We start from the raw sequence: 18,301 nt of genomic DNA on the forward strand, positions 1-18,301 counted from the left end.
TCATGGCGAAAAAAACCTATATCGCGGAAACCGCGTTGATTCTGCAAGACAAAGACGGTAAGGAATTTCGTGTTGAAGCCGGTGAAGTGGTAGACCTTACGCCGGAGCAGTATCAGGACGTGGCCGCCCATGTGGTGGCGGCGGAAATTTCCGACGAAGACTTGGCCGAAGCGGGCTATCAGCCCGACGGCGAAACACCGTTGGAAGACACACCTGCCGAATCCGTGCCATCTGAAACCACTGAAGCCGACGCACAGCCTGAAAGCAAACCTGCCCGCAGCCGCGTTAAGAAAGGCGCGTAATGCGTTACATCACGCGTGATGACTTGGCGGCCGCGGTCAGCATGGCTGAGCTGGTGCAACTGAGTAATGACCAGATGAGCAACTACGGCATGGAAGAACCCGATTGGAACGTGGTCGACCGCGCCATCGTGTATGCCTCGGAACTCATCGACGGCCATATCAGCGGCCGCTACACGCTGCCGCTGGTACCGATGCCGGGCATCCTGCCGCAGCTGGCCACCGACATTGCGCGCTTTTGGCTGCATCAGCGGCGTGTCAATGCGGCGGAGTTTCCAAAGCCCGTTCAGACGGCCTACGACAATGCGCTGAAATTTTTGGCGGCCATCCGCGACGGCAAAATCCATCTCGGCATACGCGAGGTGGAAGAGCCGACAGGCCGGTTGCAGCCCGAGCGCGGCGCATACCGCGTGCGCGGCGGCGGCAAGATGGATTTGGAGGGCTACTGATGGCGGCGACCGTACCGATTTTGCAGGCGGTGGTGTCGTGGTTGCAGGAGCAGCTGCCTGAAGCCGAAGTGCGGCTGTTTCCCGACAACCCTGCCCAATACCGCTTTATCCACCCCAAGGGCGCGGTGTTGGTGGGCTATCAGGGCAGCAAGTTCGGCAGCATCGAACAGTTGGGCAATATCTCGCAGCAGCGCGTGATGACCCTGCATTTAACTGTGTTCGGGCGCGGACTGCACCATGACGGGGCGGCTTTGGATTTGCTCGACAGGCTGCGTTTGGCCGTTGTGGGCTTTAAGCCGCCGCACTGTCTGCCCTGCCACTTAATCAGCGAGCAGTTTGCGGGCGAAGACGGCGGCGCGTGGCAATACAGCCTGCTGGTGCAAACCGAAACCCACCAAGTGCAGCAATGCCGCGAACCGGCACAACCGACCTTTATTGCCGCGCGTTACCGCCGCGAAGGCGACCCTTTAGAAACCGATTTGAAACCCAAGGAGAAACCATAATGGCAGCAGCCTTCCACCACGGCACGGAAACCATCCGCATCGACGGCGGCTCAGTGCCCGTTTACACCGTCGACGGCGCGATTACCGCCATCGTCGGCACCGCGCCTACCGGCGCGGTGAACGAACTGACCGTGTGCCAAACCAAAAAAGACTTTGCCGCATTCGGCGGCGAGCTGACCGGCAAAGGTTTTACCCTGCCCGATGCCGCGCATATCTGGACGCGTTACGGCTCGGGCGTGGCCTATGTAATCAACGTATGCGACCCGGCCAAACACAAAACCCGCATCAGCGACGAAGTGCTGAGCGTTGACAGCGATACGCTCACCGCATACACGGCCAAGCCCGCATTGTTGGACGGTTACCGCCTTGCCGACGGCGCGGCCGCGCTGACCGAAGGCCAGCACTACACCATCAATGCGCTGACCGGCGAGATTGTGTACAAAACCAAACCGACCTCCCCGAAAATCACCTACGACCATGTCGACCCGGCAAAGGTTACCGAAGCCGACATTCTCGGCGCGTATGTAGCCGCCACGGGCAAACGCACGGGCTTGGAGCTGCTGACCGAAGGTTTCAACCGCTTTGGTGCGGACGCGAAAATCCTCATCGTGCCGGAGTTTGACAAAACTGCCACCTGCGCCGCCGCCATGATTGACACGGCCACCAAGCTCAATGCCATTGCCTATATCAATGCCCCGAAGGGCACATCGTTGAGCAAGGCTTTGGAAGGCCGCGGCCCGAACGGCACGATTAATTTCAAAACCTCTTCCGACCGCGCCCAACTGTTTTACCCGCACGTTGTCGGCCTGCTTGGTTTGGAACATCTGGCCACCCACGCGGCCGGCCTGCGCATGAAAACCGATGTGGAAAAAGGCTATTGGTGGAGCATTTCGAATAAAGAGCTGTTGGGCGTAACCGGGCTGGAAGTGGGCTTGACCGCCCGTGCCGATGACCCGCAAAGCGAAACCAACCGCTTAAACGAAAAAGGCATTACCACCGTGTTCAACAGCTACGGCACGGGCTACCGCTTGTGGGGCAACCGCTTGGCCTGTTTCCCGACCGTTTCTCATATCAAAAACTTTGAAGTGGCGCAACGCACGGGCGATGTAATTGACGAATCCATCCGTCGAGTTGAGCTGCAATACGTTGATCGCCCAATAGATGTTGAGGATGATGCTTTGATCGATAGCCTGATCGAAACTGTACGTACCTATTTGGGCACACTAAAGAGTATCGTCGGCTACGAAGTGGATTTAGACTACGATTACGATCTGCCCGATGCGTTCAGCAAAGGCCAAGTCCCGATCAAATACGATTTCACGCCCAAGCTGCCCGCCGAGCGCATCACCAATACCAGCGTGATGACGCGCAAGTATCTGGTCAACCTTGCCTCGGGCAACCGCAATTAAGGAGCTGACACATGAGCGATTACATCCGCGCGATTTACAATGCCAACGTTTACGTTGACGGCAACAGCCTGCTGGGTAAGGCTTCCGAGTTCAAACTGCCCGATTTTGAGATTACTCAGGACGAACACAAAGGCTTGGGCTTGTACGCCACCATCAAGCTGCCCTCGGGTGCCGAAGCCTTGGAAGGCGAAATCACTTGGAACAGCCTGTATCCCGAAGTGGCCGAAAAACTCTACAACCCGTATCGCGGCGCACAACTGATGGTACGCGCCAACCAGCAGCTGCACGATGCGGCGGGTTTGGCCAAAGAAGTGCCGGTGGTTACCGTGCTGACCGTCTTGCCGAGCAAAAATGGCTTGGGCACGTTCAAACCGAAAGAGAAATCGGAACACAACACCACCTATCAGGCCACCGAAATCCGCCAAATCATCGACGGCCGCGAAGTGCTGTATTTCAACGCGTTCAAAAACATCTACCGCGTCGGCGGCAAAGACGTGTTGTCGCAGATGCGCAAAAACATCGGTGCGTAGGTTTTAAACCGCATTAAAAGCCGTTTCAGACGGCCTTTGGCAGAATCGCTGTATCTCCCGCAGATACAGCGATTTTTTATTTGTATTGAATTTTTAAAAAGGAAACCATCATGAACGAAGCACAGAAACTGCAAGAAGACTTGGGCGCAACCCAAACCGTGAAGCTGAAATATCCGGTGCGTTTGGGCACGGGTCAGATGCTGGAAAAAGTGAATGTACGCCGTCCGCGCGTAGGCGATTTGCGTGCGGTTATGCACATCAGCAACGAAGCCGAGCAAGGCTTGTTATTGGTCGCCCGTGTAACAGGTTTGGTGCCGGAAGACTTGGACGAGCTGGATTTGAAGGATTTGGAGGCGATTCAAGCCACCTTTCGCTCCGAAGACGAAGCCGTCGGCGCATAAATCAGCTGCCGAGTCCAATCAGGAACTATTGGCCGCCTGTGCGGATTTGGCCTGGTGGTTTGGTTGGAGCGTGCAGGCCGTTTACGACCTGCCACTGGATGAGTTTGAGGAGTGGCAGAAAGAAGCAGCCCGCCAAATTAAGGCGGGCTATGCTCGGAACGGAATGATTTGACGTTATGGCCGGATTAACAGCGTTTTTCCCGTACTTCTTCAGCGAGACGCGTACACCAACCGTTTGGTTCCGGCTCTTTTTTGAACCATGCTTCGTATACCCATTCCAGTAAGCCCCAAGCAAGTCCGGCAATCATAGCCAAACCTGAGGCAATCACGATGAGAAGCAAGGCTGAGACGGCAAAGGCAAACATCTTTTTTCCCTTTCGTTATTCATAAACAGGATATTACCACATGGCTTCTGATTTAGGTGTTTCGATTTCGGTATCCGCTACTGTCGGCGGTGCCTTATCGGGCTTGGCCAGCGTCAGCAAAGCCATGAAAACGCTGGAAACGACAACAGGTACGCTTAAAGCCCGACAACATGAATTGGCTGCTGTATTGGAGCGGAATAAAGACCGCTTGGGTGTGCAGGCTGCCAAGCAGTTGTGGCAAGAGTACGACAAAATCGACCGTTCTATCAAAAAGCTGACCGCCAGTTCTGCCAAGTTACAGCAAATTCAGGCTGCCAAGGCGGTGAATGCACAGCAATGGCAAGGCTTGAAAGGTCAATGGCAGACTGCAGTAGGTGCTGCCGGTACAGTCGCTTTGCCTGTCAAACTCGCTATTGATTTTGAATCGTCGATGGCCGATGTGCGCAAAGTCGTCGATTTCGATACGCCACAGCAGTTTAAAGAGATGGAACAGGACATCTTAAAGATGACCCGTACCATTCCGATGGCGGCTACGGAATTGGCCAAAATCTCGGCATCCGGCGGCCAGCTGGGTATTGCGCGTAAAGATATACCTGCTTTTACCGAAACCATCGCCAAAATGTCGGTCGCTTTCGATATGTCTGCCGAACAGGCGGGCGACAGTATGGCGAAGCTGGCCAATATCTACAAAATCCCGATTGCCGAAATCGGCAGGTTGGGCGATGCGGTCAACCATCTTTCCAATAAAAGCCCGGCCAAAGCTGCCGATATTGTCAATACGCTCGGACGTGTCGGCGGTGTAGCCAAACAGTTCGGCCTGACCGAGCTTCAGACGGCCTCGCTCTCTAATGCTTTCATCAGTTTGGGCAGAACGCCCGAAGTGGCGGCTACCGCCATCAACGGCCTGCTGACCAAGCTGGGGACAGCAGACAAACAGGGCAAAAAATTCCAAGACGCTTTGAAAGCCATCGGAACCGACAGCAAAACCCTGAAAAAAGCCATCAAAGAAAACGGCGAACAGGCTCTGATGGATTTTTTGAAGCAGATTGAAAAGCTGCCGAAAGAAAACCAGATGGGCGCGTTGGTGGATTTGTTCGGCTTGGAATACGCCGACGATGTGGCCGCGCTGGTTGGTGGTTTGGATACCTATAAAAAGTCCATTGAAGAGCTGAAAAAAACCGGCAAAGGCGGCAAGCCCGAATTTATGGGCAGCATGGAGAAGGAGTTTGCCGCGCGTTCGGCAACAACGGCTAACCAAATCCAGTTACTGAAAAACAGTCTCGTTGAGTTGGGTATCTACGTCGGCAGCGTGATTCTGCCTGCGGTCAATGATTTTGCGGGTGCAATAACCAAGATTGCCAATAAACTTGCGGACTGGGCGAATGCACATCCGGTATTAACAGGCTATATTATCAAAACAGCGATGGCTTTGGCTGCAATGGTTGCCGGTGGTTGGTTGGTAAGAATAGCAGCCAATCGGATTACGGCGGGATTTCTGACTGCCAAAGGAGCACTCCAATCATTCAAAGTAACGGCGCAACTGGTTTCTATGGTTATGAAAGGCGGTATCCTGCCCGCCGACTTACCCGGCCGCTTAGGGGCATTTGTCCGCGCCTTATCCGCAGCCCGCACTGCTATGATGGGTTTCGGCCTGTCTTCATTGGTTGCCATGTGGCCGGTGGTGCTGGTGGTGGCCGCAGTCGCTGCTGCCGCATTCTTAATTTATAAATATTGGCAGCCGCTTAAAGCCTTTTTTGCAGGATTATGGGACGGCTTAATGCAGGGGCTGGCTCCGCTGAAACCGGCATTTGATGCTTTGGCCGCGGCAATGGCTCCTTTCGGACAAGCCATTATGTCCGCACTGGGCAGCATTTGGTCTGTCATTCAACCATTGGTGCAACCGCTGCTTGACTGGTTTGGCGATTTTTTCAACATGAGCCAAGTAGCCGAAGGCGGTGCTCGTAACTTTGGGCAGTCTATCGGCCTGTGGATTGGCCAAACCATCGCAGCATTGGTGACATTTGCATCAACAGCATGGGCAAACATTATCGCCTTTTTCTCAGCCGGCATTGCTGCACTGCTTAACCTGATTCTGACCTTCTCGCCGGTAACTGCCTTTATGACTGCTTTTCAAGCCGTATGGACTTGGTTCTCGGGCTTGGGTGCAACCTTTATGTCCTACGGCAGCATGATGATCGATGGACTGGTCAACGGCATCAAGGCGGGTATCGGCCGTGCGGTGGCAGCGGTGCAAGGTGTGGTGTCGGCGGTTAAGTCGGCGTTTACTTCCGACCGTAAAGGTATGGGCATTCACTCGCCGAGCCGTGTGTTTGCAGGCTACGGCGGCTACATGACTGAGGGCTTGGCCGTGGGCATCAAGCGCACGGCAGGCAGACCGTTGCAGGCTGTGGGTGCATGGGCAGGCCGTCTGAAAGACGGGTTTTCCCGTCGTGTGGGCGGTATGCGTGCGGATTTGGCGGCGCGGATTTCCGGCAGCAGTGCGGACTTTGCCGCTGCCCGCGCAGCGCAGTCGCAAGCCCAAGCAGGTGGCATCACCGTGAATTTTAATCCGACCATCAATGCGCCCGGCGGCGACCCTGCCCAAATTCAAACGGCTTTACAAATGGGCTTGCGTGAATTTGAGACACTCTTTAACCGCATGATGGACGACCGCGAACGGAGGGCTTACTGATGTACGCACAATTAGGCGAGGTGCAATTTGAATTGCTGCAAGGCTTTACCAGCCTTGAGTCCACTCACGCAGCCAAGTTTGCCAAGCATGAGGTTTTGGCCGGACGGCCGCGTTTGCAGGCTTTGCAAAACGAGCTGACCGAGCTGCGCTTCGGCGTGAAGCTGCACTGGATGCTGGGCAATCCCGACACGGCCTACAAAGGCTTGCTGGCGGCGTTGGAGGCGCGACAGGCGGTGTCTTTGGTTTACGGCAGCGGCCGTTTTGCGGGCTGGTGGGTGATTGAGCGGCTGACCGAGCGCACGCTGATTACCGATGCCCAAGGCCGCACGGCTGCGCGCGAATTGGATGTGGAGCTGACCGAGTTTGTCGGCGACCCGAACAATCCGCTGCCCACGCCTGCCGTGATGGGCGGCAAACAAAACCCGCTGCTGTCGCTCTTGCCCGAATCGGTACAGGCGCAAGCAGGCGAAGTGATGAAAGCCGTGGAAACGGGCGTGAAAATATATCGGGCAGCAGAAAGCGGCATAGATGAGATGCAATCGCTGCTGACGGCGGCCAAAACCTTGAAACACGACCCTGCCGCGCTGTTGAACCTTGCCGGAGACGCTTTGGGCGCGGGCAGCGGCGTGTTGGCCAAACTGAACGGGCTGCCCGAAGTTACCGCCGTGTTGGGCGATTTGTCGGCGGCAGGCCAAATGGCCGCACAACTCGGCCAAGCCGGTACGCTGCTGGGCGGTACGGTGGCAGGGCTGAGAAGCGGCATGGAAAGCGGCACCGTCGGAGACTGGTTGGAGGCCGCATCATCGGGTGTCGAATCCGCGGCAGGTGCGGTGATGAACGGCGCGACGGCCGCCGAAACGCTGACGGGTTTCTTAGCCTCGAGGAGGAGCTTATGAGTGCGGTATTGCGCTACACCACCCGCGCGGGCGACCGCTGGGATTTAATCGCCCACAAACACTACGGCAACGCGCTGATGATTGACGGGCTGATTGCGGCCAATCCGCACCTGCCCCTAGCCGAAGAGTTTTCAGACGGCCTGACCGTATTCGTGCCGGTGTTGGAAAGCAAACCGAAAAACAGTCAGGCGGATATGCCGCCGTGGCTGCGTAAAGGAAGTGAATGATGGATGTTTTGGGCGTATTTTTACAGCAAGCTGGCTTGGCGGCGGCTAACGTCCACCCCGTTACCCGCCCCGATTTCCTGCTGGCCTACGAGCAGCAGGACATTACTGCCGACATCAAGCCCTATCTCTTGTCGCTCACTTATACCGACTATCTCGGCGGCCAGTCCGACGAATTGCAGGTGGACTTTGAAGACACCGACGGCCGCTGGCTGCGTGGTTGGTATCCTGAGCAAGGCGATGCGTTGACCTTGTCGTTGGGCGACCAGTTCACGGGCTTGGTGGATTTGGGCAGCTTTGAGATTGCCGAAATCGAATACAGCCATCCGCCCAGCACCGTCTCACTCAAGGCGTTGGCCACGGGCATTACCAAAGCCAACCGCACCCTGCAGGCCAAATCCTATGAAAAAACCACGCTGGATAAAATCGTGCGCATGGTGGCAGGCCGTCTGAAACTGAAGGTAACGGGCGAAGTGGAAAACATCGAAATCGAACGCGTGACCCAGTATCAGGAGCGCGACATCGAGTTTTTGGCGCGCTTGGCCAAACAATACGGCCACACCTTCAAAATCGTCGGCGATACCTTGGTCTTTATGAGTAATGCGAAGCTGGCCCAACGCGAACCCGTGGCCGAGCTTTTGCCTGCCGACATGATCCGCGTGCGGCTGCGCGATTTGATTAAAGGCGTGCCCGACAAGGCGGTGGTGTCGGGTTACGACCCGAAAACCAAGCAAAAATACGAAACCGAGCGGCCAGCCCGCCCGCGCCGCCCCAAGGCCAAACGCAGCACATCGGGCGACACGCTCAAAATCATCCCCAACAAAGGCGAGAGCCAAGCACAGACCAATGCCCGGGCCGACGCTGCCTTGGCCGATGCGCAGGATGAGCAATGCGCCGGCAATGTGACCGTGGTCGGCAACGCCAAGCTGGTGGCCGGTCAAGTCGTTATGCTGAAAAGCCACGGCAAATTCAGCGGCCGCTATATGGTCAAGCAGGCGCGGCACAGCTATGACCGCATGAGCGGCTACACAACCGATTTGGAAATCAAAATGTTGGAATACGTCCCCGAAACCGAAGAAACGCAAGGAAACACCGATGCCGTCTGAAACCCATGATTTCACCGCCACCATGCAGTTCGGCACGGTATCGGCGGTCGACGAAGCAGGACACAACCTGCGCGTGCGACTGCCCGCCTTGGAAAACATGGAGACCGACTGGCTGCCGATGATTAGCCCTGCGGCGGGTAGCAATCAGTTTTACAGCCTGCCCGACGAAGGCGAGCTGGTGGTCTGCTTGCTCGATGCGCGCGGCGAAACGGGCTGCGTGGTCGGCGCGGTTTACAACGCCGCCGACAAACCGCCTGCGGCCGATAAAGACAAATGGGTGCGCCGCTTTAAAAACGGCACGGTCATCGAGCATGACCGCAAAACGGGCGATGTGTTGGTGCAAACCCAAGGCGTGGTAACCATTGATGCCGATGCGATAGTGAAAAAAACGCTGACGGTCAACGGCCTGTTTACCTATACCGCCGGTATGGCGGGCAGCGGTGGCGGCGGCGCGGCGGCCAAGATTGACGGCGCGATTGAAGCAACGGGCGACATCAAGTCCAAAGGCATCAGCCTGCCCGACCATTACCACGACGGCGACAGCGGCGGCCAAACCTCCAAAGCCAAAAAGTAGTTTTAAAACTCATTAAAAGCCGTTTCAGACGGCCTTAGGCAAAATCCCTGTATCCATTAACGATACAGGGATTTTTTCATGCAGTTTTCCACGCCCGTTTCCAAGCACTGGCAGCTTGCTCAAGGCGGCAGCGGCCTGTCGCAGGGTGCGGACGACATCGACCTCTGTATCCACACAATTTTGTCCACCCGCAAAGGCTCGGACGTTACCCGTCCCGATTTCGGCAGCAACCATTTCGACTGGATTGACGCGCCGGAAGACGTGTTCGTTCCCAACGCGGTTCGCGAAATCGTGCTGGCCGTGCAGACGTGGGAAAAACGTGTGCTGGTGGACAACGTAACCTTTTCGGGCAACGCGCCGCACATCGTGATGATGGTGCATTGGCGCGTGGCCGATGACGTGGCAGGCGAGATTTACGCCACGCAAGTGATTTTGGAGCAGGCAGCATGGATTTAGCAAAACTCAAACGTGCCCACGTGAAGGTGGTGGACGACGATTTGGCCAAAGTGCTGGCCGAAACCATCGCCGACTACGAACAGCGCAGCGGCAAGACCTTACAGCCCGCACACATTGAGCGGCTGCTGATTAATACCTATGCCTACCGGGAAACATTGGTGCGCCAAGCACTCAACGAAGCCTACCGCCAGCAGCACCCGCGCTTTGCCACGGGCTTGATGCTGGATTTATGCGGCGATGATGTGAACACGCCGCGCTTGGAAGCCTCTGCCGCACGCTGCACCATCCGTTTTCAGGCAGCTTTGAGCGGCGTTCAGACGGCCTATATCCCCGTTGGCACACAAGTGGCTGCGGGCGAAGTGGTGTTCGCCACCACCGAAGCGGCCGAACTCTCGGCCACGCGCAGACAGGCCGATTTGCAGGCCGTCTGCACCCAAAGCGGCACGGCGGGCAACGGCTGGTCGGCAGGCCAAATCAGCAATCTGCTGACCGCGTTTTCAGACGGCCTTAAAGTGAAGGCCGCCAACATCAGCGTGCCTGCGGGCGGTGCTGATACGGAATCCGACGATGCCTACCGCGAGCGTATTCTGCTGGCGCCGGAGAGCTTTTCGGTGGCCGGGCCGGTGGGCGCATACGAATATTTTGCGCGACGCGTGAACCCGACCATCTGCGATGTCCATGTCGACAACAAAAAAACCGCCTCAGGCGAACCGATAGGCGGTCAGGTGCAGGTTACGGTTTTGACGAAGAACGGTCTGCCGTCTGAAGAATTGTTGCGCGAAGTGGGCAAAGCACTGAGCCACGAGCGCGTGCGGCCGCTGTGCGACACCGTTACCGTGTCTGCGCCGACGGCAGTCGATTACGCGCTCGATGCCGAACTGGTGCTGTTTACGGGGATTAACCCTGCCGAAGCCGTGGCCGCTGCCGAAGAAGCGTGGGCAACCTATGAAGCCGGAAGGCGCGAACAGTTGGGCAAGGATATTGTGCCGCTAGATATTCAGACGGCCTTGAAAGTGGCCGGTGTCTACGACGTGGTGCTGCACAACCTGCCGCGTAAAGTGGTGGCGGCCGACCAATGGGCACGCTGCACTTCTGTGCGTATCCGTGCGGCCGCGCAGCAGACGGAGGGTTAAAACATGACCAAACTGAGCTACGCGGCGGTGATTGAGCGCGACCAACGCTACAAAATGCTGGCCGATTTGGGTTTGCGCCTTAGCGAGGCCGACACGGCCAAACTCATGCCGCGTCTTATCCATTTGGTTGCGCCCGAGCATCTGGAGCTGTTGGCCGAAAGCCGCAGCATCTTGGGTGCAGACGGCTACTGGCTGGCCGAGTCCGACCAAATGAAACGCCGCCTGATTAAAGGTGCGTATGAGCTGCACCGCCATAAAGGCACGCCATGGGCAATCCGCGAAATCGTACGCCGCTTGGGATTCGGCGAAGTGCAGATTATCGAAGGCATGGGCGGCAAACGGCACAACGGCGAAATCGTTCGCGACGGCCGCTACGCCTACGGCCACAGCGACCGCTGGGCGCACTACCGCATCATCATGAACAACGTGATTACCAACGACCAGGCCGCGCTGCTGCGCCACACCCTGAAAGCCTTCGCGCCGGCACGCTGCGTGCTGGCTGCACTCGACTATCAGGCCAGCGCATTGAGACACAACGGCCGCGCCCGCCGCGACGGCCAATTCAACCGAGGAACCGCATAATGGCAAACTTAACCGAAACCAGCCGCTGGGAAGCGGGCATCTATCAGTTTGAAACCTCCGACCCCGTGATGGGCGGCCCCAACGGTATCGACAACCGCCCGACCCGTGAGCTGGCCAACCGCACCCTGTGGCTGAAAAACGAAATCGCCAAAGCCGTGCAGAGCATCGGCACGAACAAAACCGCTGCCGAACAAGCCATCGCACTCAAAGCCAATGCGGCCACGATGCTGACCGCCGGTGCAGGTTTGACAGGCGGCGGCACGCTGGCAGCCAGCCGCAGCTTTGCGCTGGCCACGCCGTCCACGCTCAACGGCAGCACCACCAACTGGGCAGGCAACGGTGCAACCGGACATACGCATGAGTTGGCCAAAGCCACCCCGACCGTGGCTGGCGTGGTTAAGCTGGTCAATGCACTAGATGTATCCGCCACCGATGCCGCATTAACCGCCGCGATGGGCAAAAAACTGCAAGACGAAAAGCTCGGCAACAGCGGCAATCAGACGCTGAACGGCCAACTGGGCATTACCCGCAATGCGTGGGAAAAAATGCGCTTCACCAATTCAGACGGCAGCTTCTGGCGATTTGAATCTGCCCCGATTGCCAGCGGCGAGAACGGAGCGCGCTTTAACTGGGTTTTTACAGGTAAAGATAGTCAAGAAGTAGGCCGCGTTTCATTCCCGCGCGTTTCAGGGGGTGAAACGGTTGCCTATCAAAGCTGGGTTACTCAAAAAATCGGCGAGGCAGCAGATAATAAAGTGCCGTCGAAGGCTTATGACTATTGGGCAAGAGCATCGTCAGACTATGGACAAAGCGGTTTCTACCGTGCAAATGGTCGCGAGGCAGACGGATTGAAAACGCCGAGTATGGAAATCCACATTGCCCATCCTGCCGAACAGGGCACCAACAAATACGGACGCGGTATCGGTTTTTCTTATGGCCCGTCTTTTGGCTTGGTAACGACAGCTTGGGACGCCGAAGGCCGATACCAAGGCATGAAAACCGTTCTGACCGAAGAAAATGGCGTGATGTTGAGCGGAAACCAAACCGTCGGCGGCACCAAAACCTTTTCCAACCGCGCCGATTTTGCCCAAGGTCTGCGCATCAGCGGCAGCAACACGGAACAATACTCAGTATTTTTACGCGGTAATGGCGACTGGTATTGGAGCAACCCGATTTCAGGGCAAGCCTTGCAACTCAAAGACAATGGCGACCTAGCTTACCAAAACCGCAAAATCTACCACGAAGGCAACAAACCCGCTTGGGGCGACATTCAGAGTAAGCCCGATGTTGCTACGCGCGGCAATACATTAGCGCATTACGGCATTGTCGATTCCGTAACCAACGCGGAGTTCCAGTGGTCGAGAGTACCGACAGGCACGGTTGCCTACTTTGCTTCCGACGGTGCGCCGCACGGCTGGCTGAAAGCTGACGGCGCACAAGTCAGTCGAAGCGGTTTTGCCGATTTATTCCGCATTATCGGTACGCGTTACGGCGCAGGAAACGGCAGCACCACATTTACCTTGCCCGATTTGCGCGGCGAATTTGTGCGCGGCTGGGATATGGGCCGCGGCGTGGACTCAAACCGTGTTTTAGGCAGTCTGCAAGCTGACGCAATCCGAAACATTACAGGCAAAGCCCTTGTGATTGACGCGGATATTGGCAGTGCCGGCGCAGGGCAAGGTTCGCTCTATTTGGAATCGTCAACGGTACAGACAAACGCGTCTGAAAACTCATCAGTCGGCTCTGCACACCGCAATCTGATATTTGACGCTTCGCGTACTGTGCCGACCGCCAATGAAAACCGACCGCGCAATATCGCACTTTTGGCCTGTATCAAGGCTTAAGGCCGTACCGCTATGCGGCAGGCTACGCACTCTGGAACTGTTTTTTAAAAAGGAAATCACATGACACAAAATATCCAATGGCAAAAACCCGTCTGCCAACTCGATCCAGACGGCCTGTATCTCCATCAGACGATGGCCGACCTTGATGTTTATACCAAAGACGGCGGCTACATCATTCCGGGCGGCTGCATCGATGCCGAACCGCCCGAAACCCGCGAAGGCCACGCCGCCCGCTGGGCGGGTGAGACATGGGAATATCTGCCCGATTTGCGCGGCCGCACCGCCTACCGCACCGACAGCGGCGAAGCCGTGCTGATTGAAACGGTTGATGCGCTTTCAGACGGCCTCACCCTTGAACCGCGTCCGAGCGAAGCGCACGAATGGCAAAACGGCGCATGGAAGGAAAACACCGAACGCGCCGCCGAAATCAAGGCTCAGGCCTTGGAAAAAGCCAAAGCCGAAAAGCTGGCCGAAATCAACCGCGCCGCGCAAGAGTTTGTCAGCCGAGCGGCGGAGCTCGACAAAACGCCAGAATTCGAAGTCGCCACTTGGCCGCTGCAAGCCGCCGAAGCGCAGGCATGGCACGCCAGCCCAGAAGCCGAAACGCCCGTATTGGCCGCCATCGCCGCCGCACGCGGCTTGGATTTGGATAAACTCCGCGCTGCCGCTTTGCGTAAAGCCAACGCCTATACGACTTTGAGTGCGCATATTGCCGGACAGCGTCAGGCTTTGGCGGATAAGCTGGATAAGGCCAAAACGCTCAAAGCGGTGGAAGCGGTGTCTGTTTCCTACGCGCTGCCCGGCTGATTTTTAATCCGCATTAAATGCTTGTGTCCTACCCAAACGTTAATATCCCTGCATATTTATGCAGGGATTTTTTTATGAAAATCGCGTTTTACAAAGGCACGCTGCGTGGCCGCGCAGGCTGGTTCAGCCGCTTGGCGCGCTGGGCAGATCAAGGCCGTTACAGCCATTGCGAAGTAGTGTTTTCAGACGGTATGTGCGCTTCGGCCAGCTGGTACGACGGTGGTGTACGCTTTAAAAAGATTGCCTTCAATTCAATGAATTGGGACGTGATCGAGCTGAATTTTACGGCACAAGCCGAAGCAAAAGTACGCGCATGGTTTGAACGCCACGAAGGCCAACCGTATGACCTGCGCGGCAGTTTGGGCGTGGTATTCCGCCCGTTTGGCCAAGGCCGCAAGGGCTGGTTTTGCAGCGAGGCAGTAGCCGCCGCATTGGGAATGCACGAGCCGTGGCGTATCAGCCCGAATCAGCTCGCAGCCTTTTTGGAGAAGGTTAAATGGTAAGGCTAGATATGGAAATCGTGCGTGACGACAAGCAGAGCATTGTGGTCGAACTGCTGGATTCAGACGGCCTCACCATCAATCCGGCCGATGTCGACAGCTTGGTGGTGTGGGTCAAGCCGCCGTTTCAAGACAAGATTTTTCCTGAAGTTGAGATGCTGCCCGAAGATCCGGAAAACGGCTTGGGCAGCCATTTGAAAATTACCTTTACCCGCGAAATGCTGCAAAAGCAGATGTGGACGCAGGCGCAATACGGCATTGAGATTGTCTGCGGCGACGAAGGGCCGACCACCGTTATCGGCGGCAAAGTGATGAGGATTTATTGATGAACCCTGTTGTCAAATCCGGCCAAGCGGCCAGCGTGCAAATCAAAGACCTGCGCAAAAGCAAAGCGCACACAAGCCTGTATCAGGAGTGGCTCAAACAGGGCAACAGCGGCAGCTTTGACGATTTTATTGCCACGCTGCGCCCGACTGCGGACGAAGCGGAAATCCGCCGCATTGTCGAAGACACATTAACCGTACGCGCTTCAGCCTTGCTGCCTAAGTCCGACACCGTTCCCGTTGCACCGCCAAGCGAACCAGCCGTCACCATTCCGCCAGCACAAGCCTTAGACCGCGAAGCCATCGCCAAAATCGTGCGAGAGTTGATGTCCGCCGCGCAGCAGCCCGTCCTGAACATTGCCGAGCAAATCCAAGGCCTGCTTGATGCCGACGATTTTGATATTACAGACGGCATTAAAATCAAAGAAGGCCGCGCACTGAGCAAGGCTGATTTTGAAGAGTGGAAAGCAAAGGTTACGTCCGGTACCAATGTCGTGCAAACGTCCGGCCATGTGCTGGTGGTCAACGACTGGTTTTCTTCGGAAATGCTGGCCGACGTGTTGCTCGAACAGCCTCAGATGCAGCACAGCCGTGCCATTTACGACATTGTCAAAAAGCGCGCCAAGCCCGGCATGAAAATCCGAATGTTCGGTAATTTTAATATGGGCAAATTGGAAGGTGTCGAACCTGAATTGTTCGGCGCAGACGGCCGCGCGCCCGATGCGCCCGAATTGGCGAGCGTGGTAAACGGTTGCCAGCCGACCATGATTCTGCATTTCGACAACTGGGATGTGGATTTCAGCCAATGCCGTTTTGTCGTGCAGACCATGATGACAGACGGTTTTGCTGTGGCCGGATACAAGGGCAAAAACCGTTTCAAGCCCGGGGCATGGGTAACCAAAACCATTCAAGAGCATGACCCGACCCGCCGTTCTGCCTCCGATTGGACGGTTTTGGGCGGCACCAACGGCGTATTCCCGCCGATTGACGGCACCACGGGCTTTGCCGAGAAAGGCTATGCCGATGCGGGTTTCAACACCACCACCCGCCACAAATGGGCGGGCAATTACCGCAGCAACTCGTTGGATACGCGCAATTTGAGCGCAGGCGGCTACGGCGGCCAATTTCCTCAGGCCAACGGCAGCACTGCGGCCACATGGGGTGCTTGGAAAGACGGCGGCCTGCACGGCAATATCGGCTCGGGCGGCTACATTTTCCAACTGCCGGAGGTTGCAGATCGTGAAAGCGCGTCTATCTCGGTAGAGCATATGTATGCCCGCGGCTTCATCACCTACGGCCTTGAAGTTGGCACGGAAGCCAAGCCCAACGGCGATGCTTTCGTCAGCGAAGCAGAGGCAGAAAACTATATTCCGCGCAATGTGTGGCTGGTGCACACTCAAGTCGAAGACTGTTACGAAGGCGGCATCCAAGCCAACCGTTTCTGCAACTTATGGGAACTGTACTCGCGTGTGTATCGCATGGGACATCCGGACAGCGGCTTTACCTATTACAAACCGGGCAAAGACAAATCAGGCTTTATTAACGACCCCGGTTATGGCACGTCTAGCCGTCGCAAAGAATGGCAGATTGGCCGCTACATCATCGGCGGTTGGTATATTGACTGTGCAAGAAAAGGCATTGATGCCCACACTGTCAGCGGTTTGTACATCGCTAAAGTGCGGATTAAATCAAAAATCTGGGGCATTCAGATTTGTTGGGATGAGATTTACACGGGTACAAACGAGCCGTCGCAAAGTGCGTTTCTGGCCAACCAGCTCACCATCCGCGACTGCGAGATTTTCGCCGGTGTAAAAGGTTTGGATTTTACCAACGGCAGTTTCAGTTCCGCCGTGCATCAAAACCCGGCCAAGCAGCGTTTGTTCGAGATGCGCTTTCGCGCCTTGGTTGAGAGCGTGCAGATTTTCGCACCCATTGGCTTCTTTGATAACTACTCGCGCGGTGGTTACGTTTTGCGTGATGTCACCTGCACCTGCGCCTACCCATACGGCAAACTGCCTTACTTCAATCCGTCTAGCTCACGCGGTTTTTGGATTGGCGCGCAAGACCCGTTGGCACGCGGCATTCCGTTCAATATCCGCTTAGAGGGTTGCACGGCGCAAAACTCCAATAGCGGTAACTACGCCGAAGGCTTCCTGCTGCAACCGGCCAACCTGCTGACTCTGCGCGACTGTATTGCCGATGTCACCCCATTTGTGACCGACACTGTGATGCCAGAGCGTTATTTACGCGGTCGCGACGTGGTGCGCAGCGGCATCAAAACCAAAGGCTACAATACCGCTCCCGTTGCAGGTGTGCAGCTGCAAAACGCCACATTCGACACCTGCTGGGAAGTGGACAAAACCAACGGCATCGCGGTAACCCGCATTGCTTTTGGCGACGCCGAAACAGCCGCTGCTACTGCTACGGTAGCACCGGCCACGACGGAAGAATCAGGCAGCGGCACCGGTAACGCCGCCGCCACACCAGCTGCCGCACCGGGAGGTGTAGAGGTGCCGCAAGCCATGCCACAAGTGCTGACATTCGGGATGGCTACCGCCACCTCAACCGTGGTGCGCGACGATACCGGCGCAGTGGCCATTGAGATGGCGGGCAGTCATCCGCCTGCGGATTGGTCGGATTTGGCCGATGTATCGGGCGAAATTAAGTTTTTTAAAGGCCGTCTGAAAGACAGGGTTGCCTCAACCGCCGGTGTGTATCCGCGTATCAAGGTCGATTTGAATCCGGAAACAGAAAGTACACTGGTGCTACCGATTCGTATCCACAGCTTAGGACGCTCGGCCGCAGTGGTATCTCTGGGTTTGACCCCGTTTACCAGCGACGCGGCCAGTCTCGGTTTCGTCACCGACAAAAAGACCGACACCAACCAATTGGCCGTGCGCAATATGAGCCGATACAAGGTGGAGCTTAACGGTGCAGCCAATACTGCTGACACACGCTTGGATTACGGCCAGTGGGCAATTCTGGTCTACAAAGGCAAACTGGGCGGTGAATACCTCAATCTCGGTACACGCCACGACGGCAACGGCCAGCTCGATGCCGACTACGGCGAGGGCTTGACCATTTACCGCAATCACACACCGAGCACGGATGATTTGACCGCCTTGGTAAGCAGCCTCAAGACCAAATACGGTATTGAGTAATGAAAAAAAGCCGTCTGAAAACGGTTTCAGACGGCATTTCAGGAAAG

Annotated in this window: 21 protein-coding genes; 20 read left to right on the plus strand and 1 reads right to left on the minus strand. The window is 56.4% G+C overall.

Annotated elements, in window-relative coordinates:
* The first annotated feature begins 2 nt into the window (after positions 1 to 2).
* The 7 genes from H4O27_RS06985 (at position 3) to H4O27_RS07015 (ending at position 3,763) form a co-directional block, all read left to right on the plus strand.
* The gene (locus H4O27_RS06985) at positions 3 to 302 is read left to right on the plus strand and encodes a hypothetical protein (protein WP_165009722.1); all 300 of its coding nucleotides are present in this window, start codon (positions 3 to 5) and stop codon (positions 300 to 302) included.
* Positions 302 to 748, plus strand: a complete 447-nt coding sequence (locus H4O27_RS06990) for a gp436 family protein (protein WP_165009724.1) — start codon at positions 302 to 304, stop codon at positions 746 to 748. The genes H4O27_RS06985 and H4O27_RS06990 overlap by 1 nt, the downstream gene beginning before the upstream one ends.
* On the plus strand, positions 748 to 1,251 hold the full coding sequence (locus tag H4O27_RS06995; RefSeq protein ID WP_165009726.1) for a Gp37 family protein: 504 nt from the start codon (positions 748 to 750) through the stop codon (positions 1,249 to 1,251). Before H4O27_RS06990 ends, H4O27_RS06995 begins: the two co-directional genes overlap by 1 nt.
* Complete coding sequence (locus tag H4O27_RS07000; protein WP_165009728.1) at positions 1,251 to 2,660, plus strand: phage tail sheath family protein; 1,410 nt, start codon at positions 1,251 to 1,253, stop codon at positions 2,658 to 2,660. Before H4O27_RS06995 ends, H4O27_RS07000 begins: the two co-directional genes overlap by 1 nt.
* An 11-nt stretch (positions 2,661 to 2,671) precedes the next feature.
* Complete coding sequence (locus H4O27_RS07005) at positions 2,672 to 3,190, plus strand: phage major tail tube protein (RefSeq protein ID WP_165009730.1); 519 nt, start codon at positions 2,672 to 2,674, stop codon at positions 3,188 to 3,190.
* 110 nt (positions 3,191 to 3,300) lie between these two features.
* Entirely contained in the window at positions 3,301 to 3,591 is a 291-nt protein-coding gene (locus H4O27_RS07010; protein WP_165009732.1) for a phage tail assembly protein, read from the plus strand.
* Between the two features lie 46 nt (positions 3,592 to 3,637).
* Positions 3,638 to 3,763 (plus strand): GpE family phage tail protein, encoded by a 126-nt coding sequence (locus H4O27_RS07015; RefSeq protein WP_226883528.1) that lies wholly within the window; start codon positions 3,638 to 3,640, stop codon positions 3,761 to 3,763.
* A 13-nt stretch (positions 3,764 to 3,776) separates the two neighbouring features.
* On the opposite strand, the gene H4O27_RS07020 is transcribed toward H4O27_RS07015, so the two are convergent.
* The gene (locus tag H4O27_RS07020) at positions 3,777 to 3,956 is read right to left on the minus strand and encodes a hypothetical protein (RefSeq protein ID WP_100563528.1); all 180 of its coding nucleotides are present in this window, start codon (positions 3,954 to 3,956) and stop codon (positions 3,777 to 3,779) included.
* Positions 3,957 to 3,996: 40 nt separating this feature from the next.
* On the opposite strand from H4O27_RS07020, the gene H4O27_RS07025 reads away from it, so the two are divergent.
* The 13 genes from H4O27_RS07025 (at position 3,997) to H4O27_RS07085 (ending at position 18,254) form a co-directional block, all read left to right on the plus strand.
* Positions 3,997 to 6,648 carry a phage tail tape measure protein gene (locus H4O27_RS07025; RefSeq protein WP_165009733.1) on the plus strand — a complete coding sequence of 884 codons (2,652 nt, stop codon included), beginning with the start codon at positions 3,997 to 3,999 and terminating at the stop codon, positions 6,646 to 6,648.
* Entirely contained in the window at positions 6,648 to 7,544 is an 897-nt protein-coding gene (locus tag H4O27_RS07030) for a phage tail protein (RefSeq protein WP_165009735.1), read from the plus strand. The genes H4O27_RS07025 and H4O27_RS07030 overlap by 1 nt, the downstream gene beginning before the upstream one ends.
* A complete protein-coding gene (locus H4O27_RS07035; RefSeq protein WP_165009737.1) occupies positions 7,541 to 7,771 on the plus strand; it encodes a tail protein X in 231 nt (76 codons plus the stop codon). Before H4O27_RS07030 ends, H4O27_RS07035 begins: the two co-directional genes overlap by 4 nt.
* A complete protein-coding gene (locus H4O27_RS07040) occupies positions 7,771 to 8,874 on the plus strand; it encodes a phage late control D family protein (RefSeq protein WP_165009761.1) in 1,104 nt (367 codons plus the stop codon). Before H4O27_RS07035 ends, H4O27_RS07040 begins: the two co-directional genes overlap by 1 nt.
* On the plus strand, positions 8,864 to 9,448 hold the full coding sequence (locus H4O27_RS07045; RefSeq protein WP_226883367.1) for a phage baseplate assembly protein V: 585 nt from the start codon (positions 8,864 to 8,866) through the stop codon (positions 9,446 to 9,448). The genes H4O27_RS07040 and H4O27_RS07045 overlap by 11 nt, the downstream gene beginning before the upstream one ends.
* 78 nt (positions 9,449 to 9,526) lie before the next feature.
* Positions 9,527 to 9,904: a GPW/gp25 family protein gene (locus H4O27_RS07050; RefSeq protein ID WP_165009739.1), complete on the plus strand. Its 378-nt coding sequence runs from the start codon at positions 9,527 to 9,529 to the stop codon at positions 9,902 to 9,904.
* Positions 9,895 to 11,037 (plus strand): baseplate assembly protein, encoded by a 1,143-nt coding sequence (locus tag H4O27_RS07055; RefSeq protein WP_165009741.1) that lies wholly within the window; start codon positions 9,895 to 9,897, stop codon positions 11,035 to 11,037. Before H4O27_RS07050 ends, H4O27_RS07055 begins: the two co-directional genes overlap by 10 nt.
* 3 nt (positions 11,038 to 11,040) lie before the next feature.
* Complete coding sequence (locus tag H4O27_RS07060; protein ID WP_165009743.1) at positions 11,041 to 11,619, plus strand: phage tail protein; 579 nt, start codon at positions 11,041 to 11,043, stop codon at positions 11,617 to 11,619.
* Positions 11,619 to 13,463, plus strand: coding sequence for a phage tail protein (locus tag H4O27_RS13055; RefSeq protein ID WP_226883368.1), 1,845 nt, complete (start codon positions 11,619 to 11,621; stop codon positions 13,461 to 13,463). The genes H4O27_RS07060 and H4O27_RS13055 overlap by 1 nt, the downstream gene beginning before the upstream one ends.
* A 60-nt stretch (positions 13,464 to 13,523) precedes the next feature.
* Positions 13,524 to 14,270 carry an HI_1402-related protein gene (locus tag H4O27_RS07070; RefSeq protein WP_165009745.1) on the plus strand — a complete coding sequence of 249 codons (747 nt, stop codon included), beginning with the start codon at positions 13,524 to 13,526 and terminating at the stop codon, positions 14,268 to 14,270.
* A 74-nt stretch (positions 14,271 to 14,344) separates the two neighbouring features.
* Complete coding sequence (locus tag H4O27_RS07075) at positions 14,345 to 14,773, plus strand: hypothetical protein (RefSeq protein ID WP_226883369.1); 429 nt, start codon at positions 14,345 to 14,347, stop codon at positions 14,771 to 14,773.
* 8 nt (positions 14,774 to 14,781) lie between these two features.
* On the plus strand, positions 14,782 to 15,096 hold the full coding sequence (locus H4O27_RS07080; RefSeq protein WP_165009747.1) for a hypothetical protein: 315 nt from the start codon (positions 14,782 to 14,784) through the stop codon (positions 15,094 to 15,096).
* Positions 15,096 to 18,254 (plus strand): hypothetical protein, encoded by a 3,159-nt coding sequence (locus H4O27_RS07085; protein ID WP_165009749.1) that lies wholly within the window; start codon positions 15,096 to 15,098, stop codon positions 18,252 to 18,254. The genes H4O27_RS07080 and H4O27_RS07085 overlap by 1 nt, the downstream gene beginning before the upstream one ends.
* The last annotated feature ends 47 nt before the right edge of the window (positions 18,255 to 18,301 follow it).

The sequence above is a fragment of the Neisseria yangbaofengii genome, assembly GCF_014898075.1.
In the GTDB taxonomy this organism is placed as follows: Bacteria; Pseudomonadota; Gammaproteobacteria; order Burkholderiales; family Neisseriaceae; genus Neisseria; species Neisseria yangbaofengii.

Coding starts and splice junctions, on each gene's coding strand:
- H4O27_RS06985 (WP_165009722.1), top strand. CDS start 3: ATGGCGAAAAAAACCTATATCGCGGAAACCGCGTTGATTCTGCAAGAC.
- H4O27_RS07035 (WP_165009737.1), top strand. CDS start 7,541: ATGAGTGCGGTATTGCGCTACACCACCCGCGCGGGCGACCGCTGGGAT.
- H4O27_RS07085 (WP_165009749.1), top strand. CDS start 15,096: ATGAACCCTGTTGTCAAATCCGGCCAAGCGGCCAGCGTGCAAATCAAA.
- H4O27_RS07050 (WP_165009739.1), top strand. CDS start 9,527: ATGCAGTTTTCCACGCCCGTTTCCAAGCACTGGCAGCTTGCTCAAGGC.
- H4O27_RS07070 (WP_165009745.1), top strand. CDS start 13,524: ATGACACAAAATATCCAATGGCAAAAACCCGTCTGCCAACTCGATCCA.
- H4O27_RS06995 (WP_165009726.1), top strand. CDS start 748: ATGGCGGCGACCGTACCGATTTTGCAGGCGGTGGTGTCGTGGTTGCAG.
- H4O27_RS07005 (WP_165009730.1), top strand. CDS start 2,672: ATGAGCGATTACATCCGCGCGATTTACAATGCCAACGTTTACGTTGAC.
- H4O27_RS07040 (WP_165009761.1), top strand. CDS start 7,771: ATGGATGTTTTGGGCGTATTTTTACAGCAAGCTGGCTTGGCGGCGGCT.
- H4O27_RS07000 (WP_165009728.1), top strand. CDS start 1,251: ATGGCAGCAGCCTTCCACCACGGCACGGAAACCATCCGCATCGACGGC.
- H4O27_RS07080 (WP_165009747.1), top strand. CDS start 14,782: ATGGAAATCGTGCGTGACGACAAGCAGAGCATTGTGGTCGAACTGCTG.
- H4O27_RS07030 (WP_165009735.1), top strand. CDS start 6,648: ATGTACGCACAATTAGGCGAGGTGCAATTTGAATTGCTGCAAGGCTTT.
- H4O27_RS06990 (WP_165009724.1), top strand. CDS start 302: ATGCGTTACATCACGCGTGATGACTTGGCGGCCGCGGTCAGCATGGCT.
- H4O27_RS07020 (WP_100563528.1), bottom strand. CDS start 3,956: ATGTTTGCCTTTGCCGTCTCAGCCTTGCTTCTCATCGTGATTGCCTCA.
- H4O27_RS07025 (WP_165009733.1), top strand. CDS start 3,997: ATGGCTTCTGATTTAGGTGTTTCGATTTCGGTATCCGCTACTGTCGGC.
- H4O27_RS07055 (WP_165009741.1), top strand. CDS start 9,895: ATGGATTTAGCAAAACTCAAACGTGCCCACGTGAAGGTGGTGGACGAC.
- H4O27_RS07075 (WP_226883369.1), top strand. CDS start 14,345: ATGAAAATCGCGTTTTACAAAGGCACGCTGCGTGGCCGCGCAGGCTGG.
- H4O27_RS07045 (WP_226883367.1), top strand. CDS start 8,864: ATGCCGTCTGAAACCCATGATTTCACCGCCACCATGCAGTTCGGCACG.
- H4O27_RS13055 (WP_226883368.1), top strand. CDS start 11,619: ATGGCAAACTTAACCGAAACCAGCCGCTGGGAAGCGGGCATCTATCAG.
- H4O27_RS07060 (WP_165009743.1), top strand. CDS start 11,041: ATGACCAAACTGAGCTACGCGGCGGTGATTGAGCGCGACCAACGCTAC.
- H4O27_RS07010 (WP_165009732.1), top strand. CDS start 3,301: ATGAACGAAGCACAGAAACTGCAAGAAGACTTGGGCGCAACCCAAACC.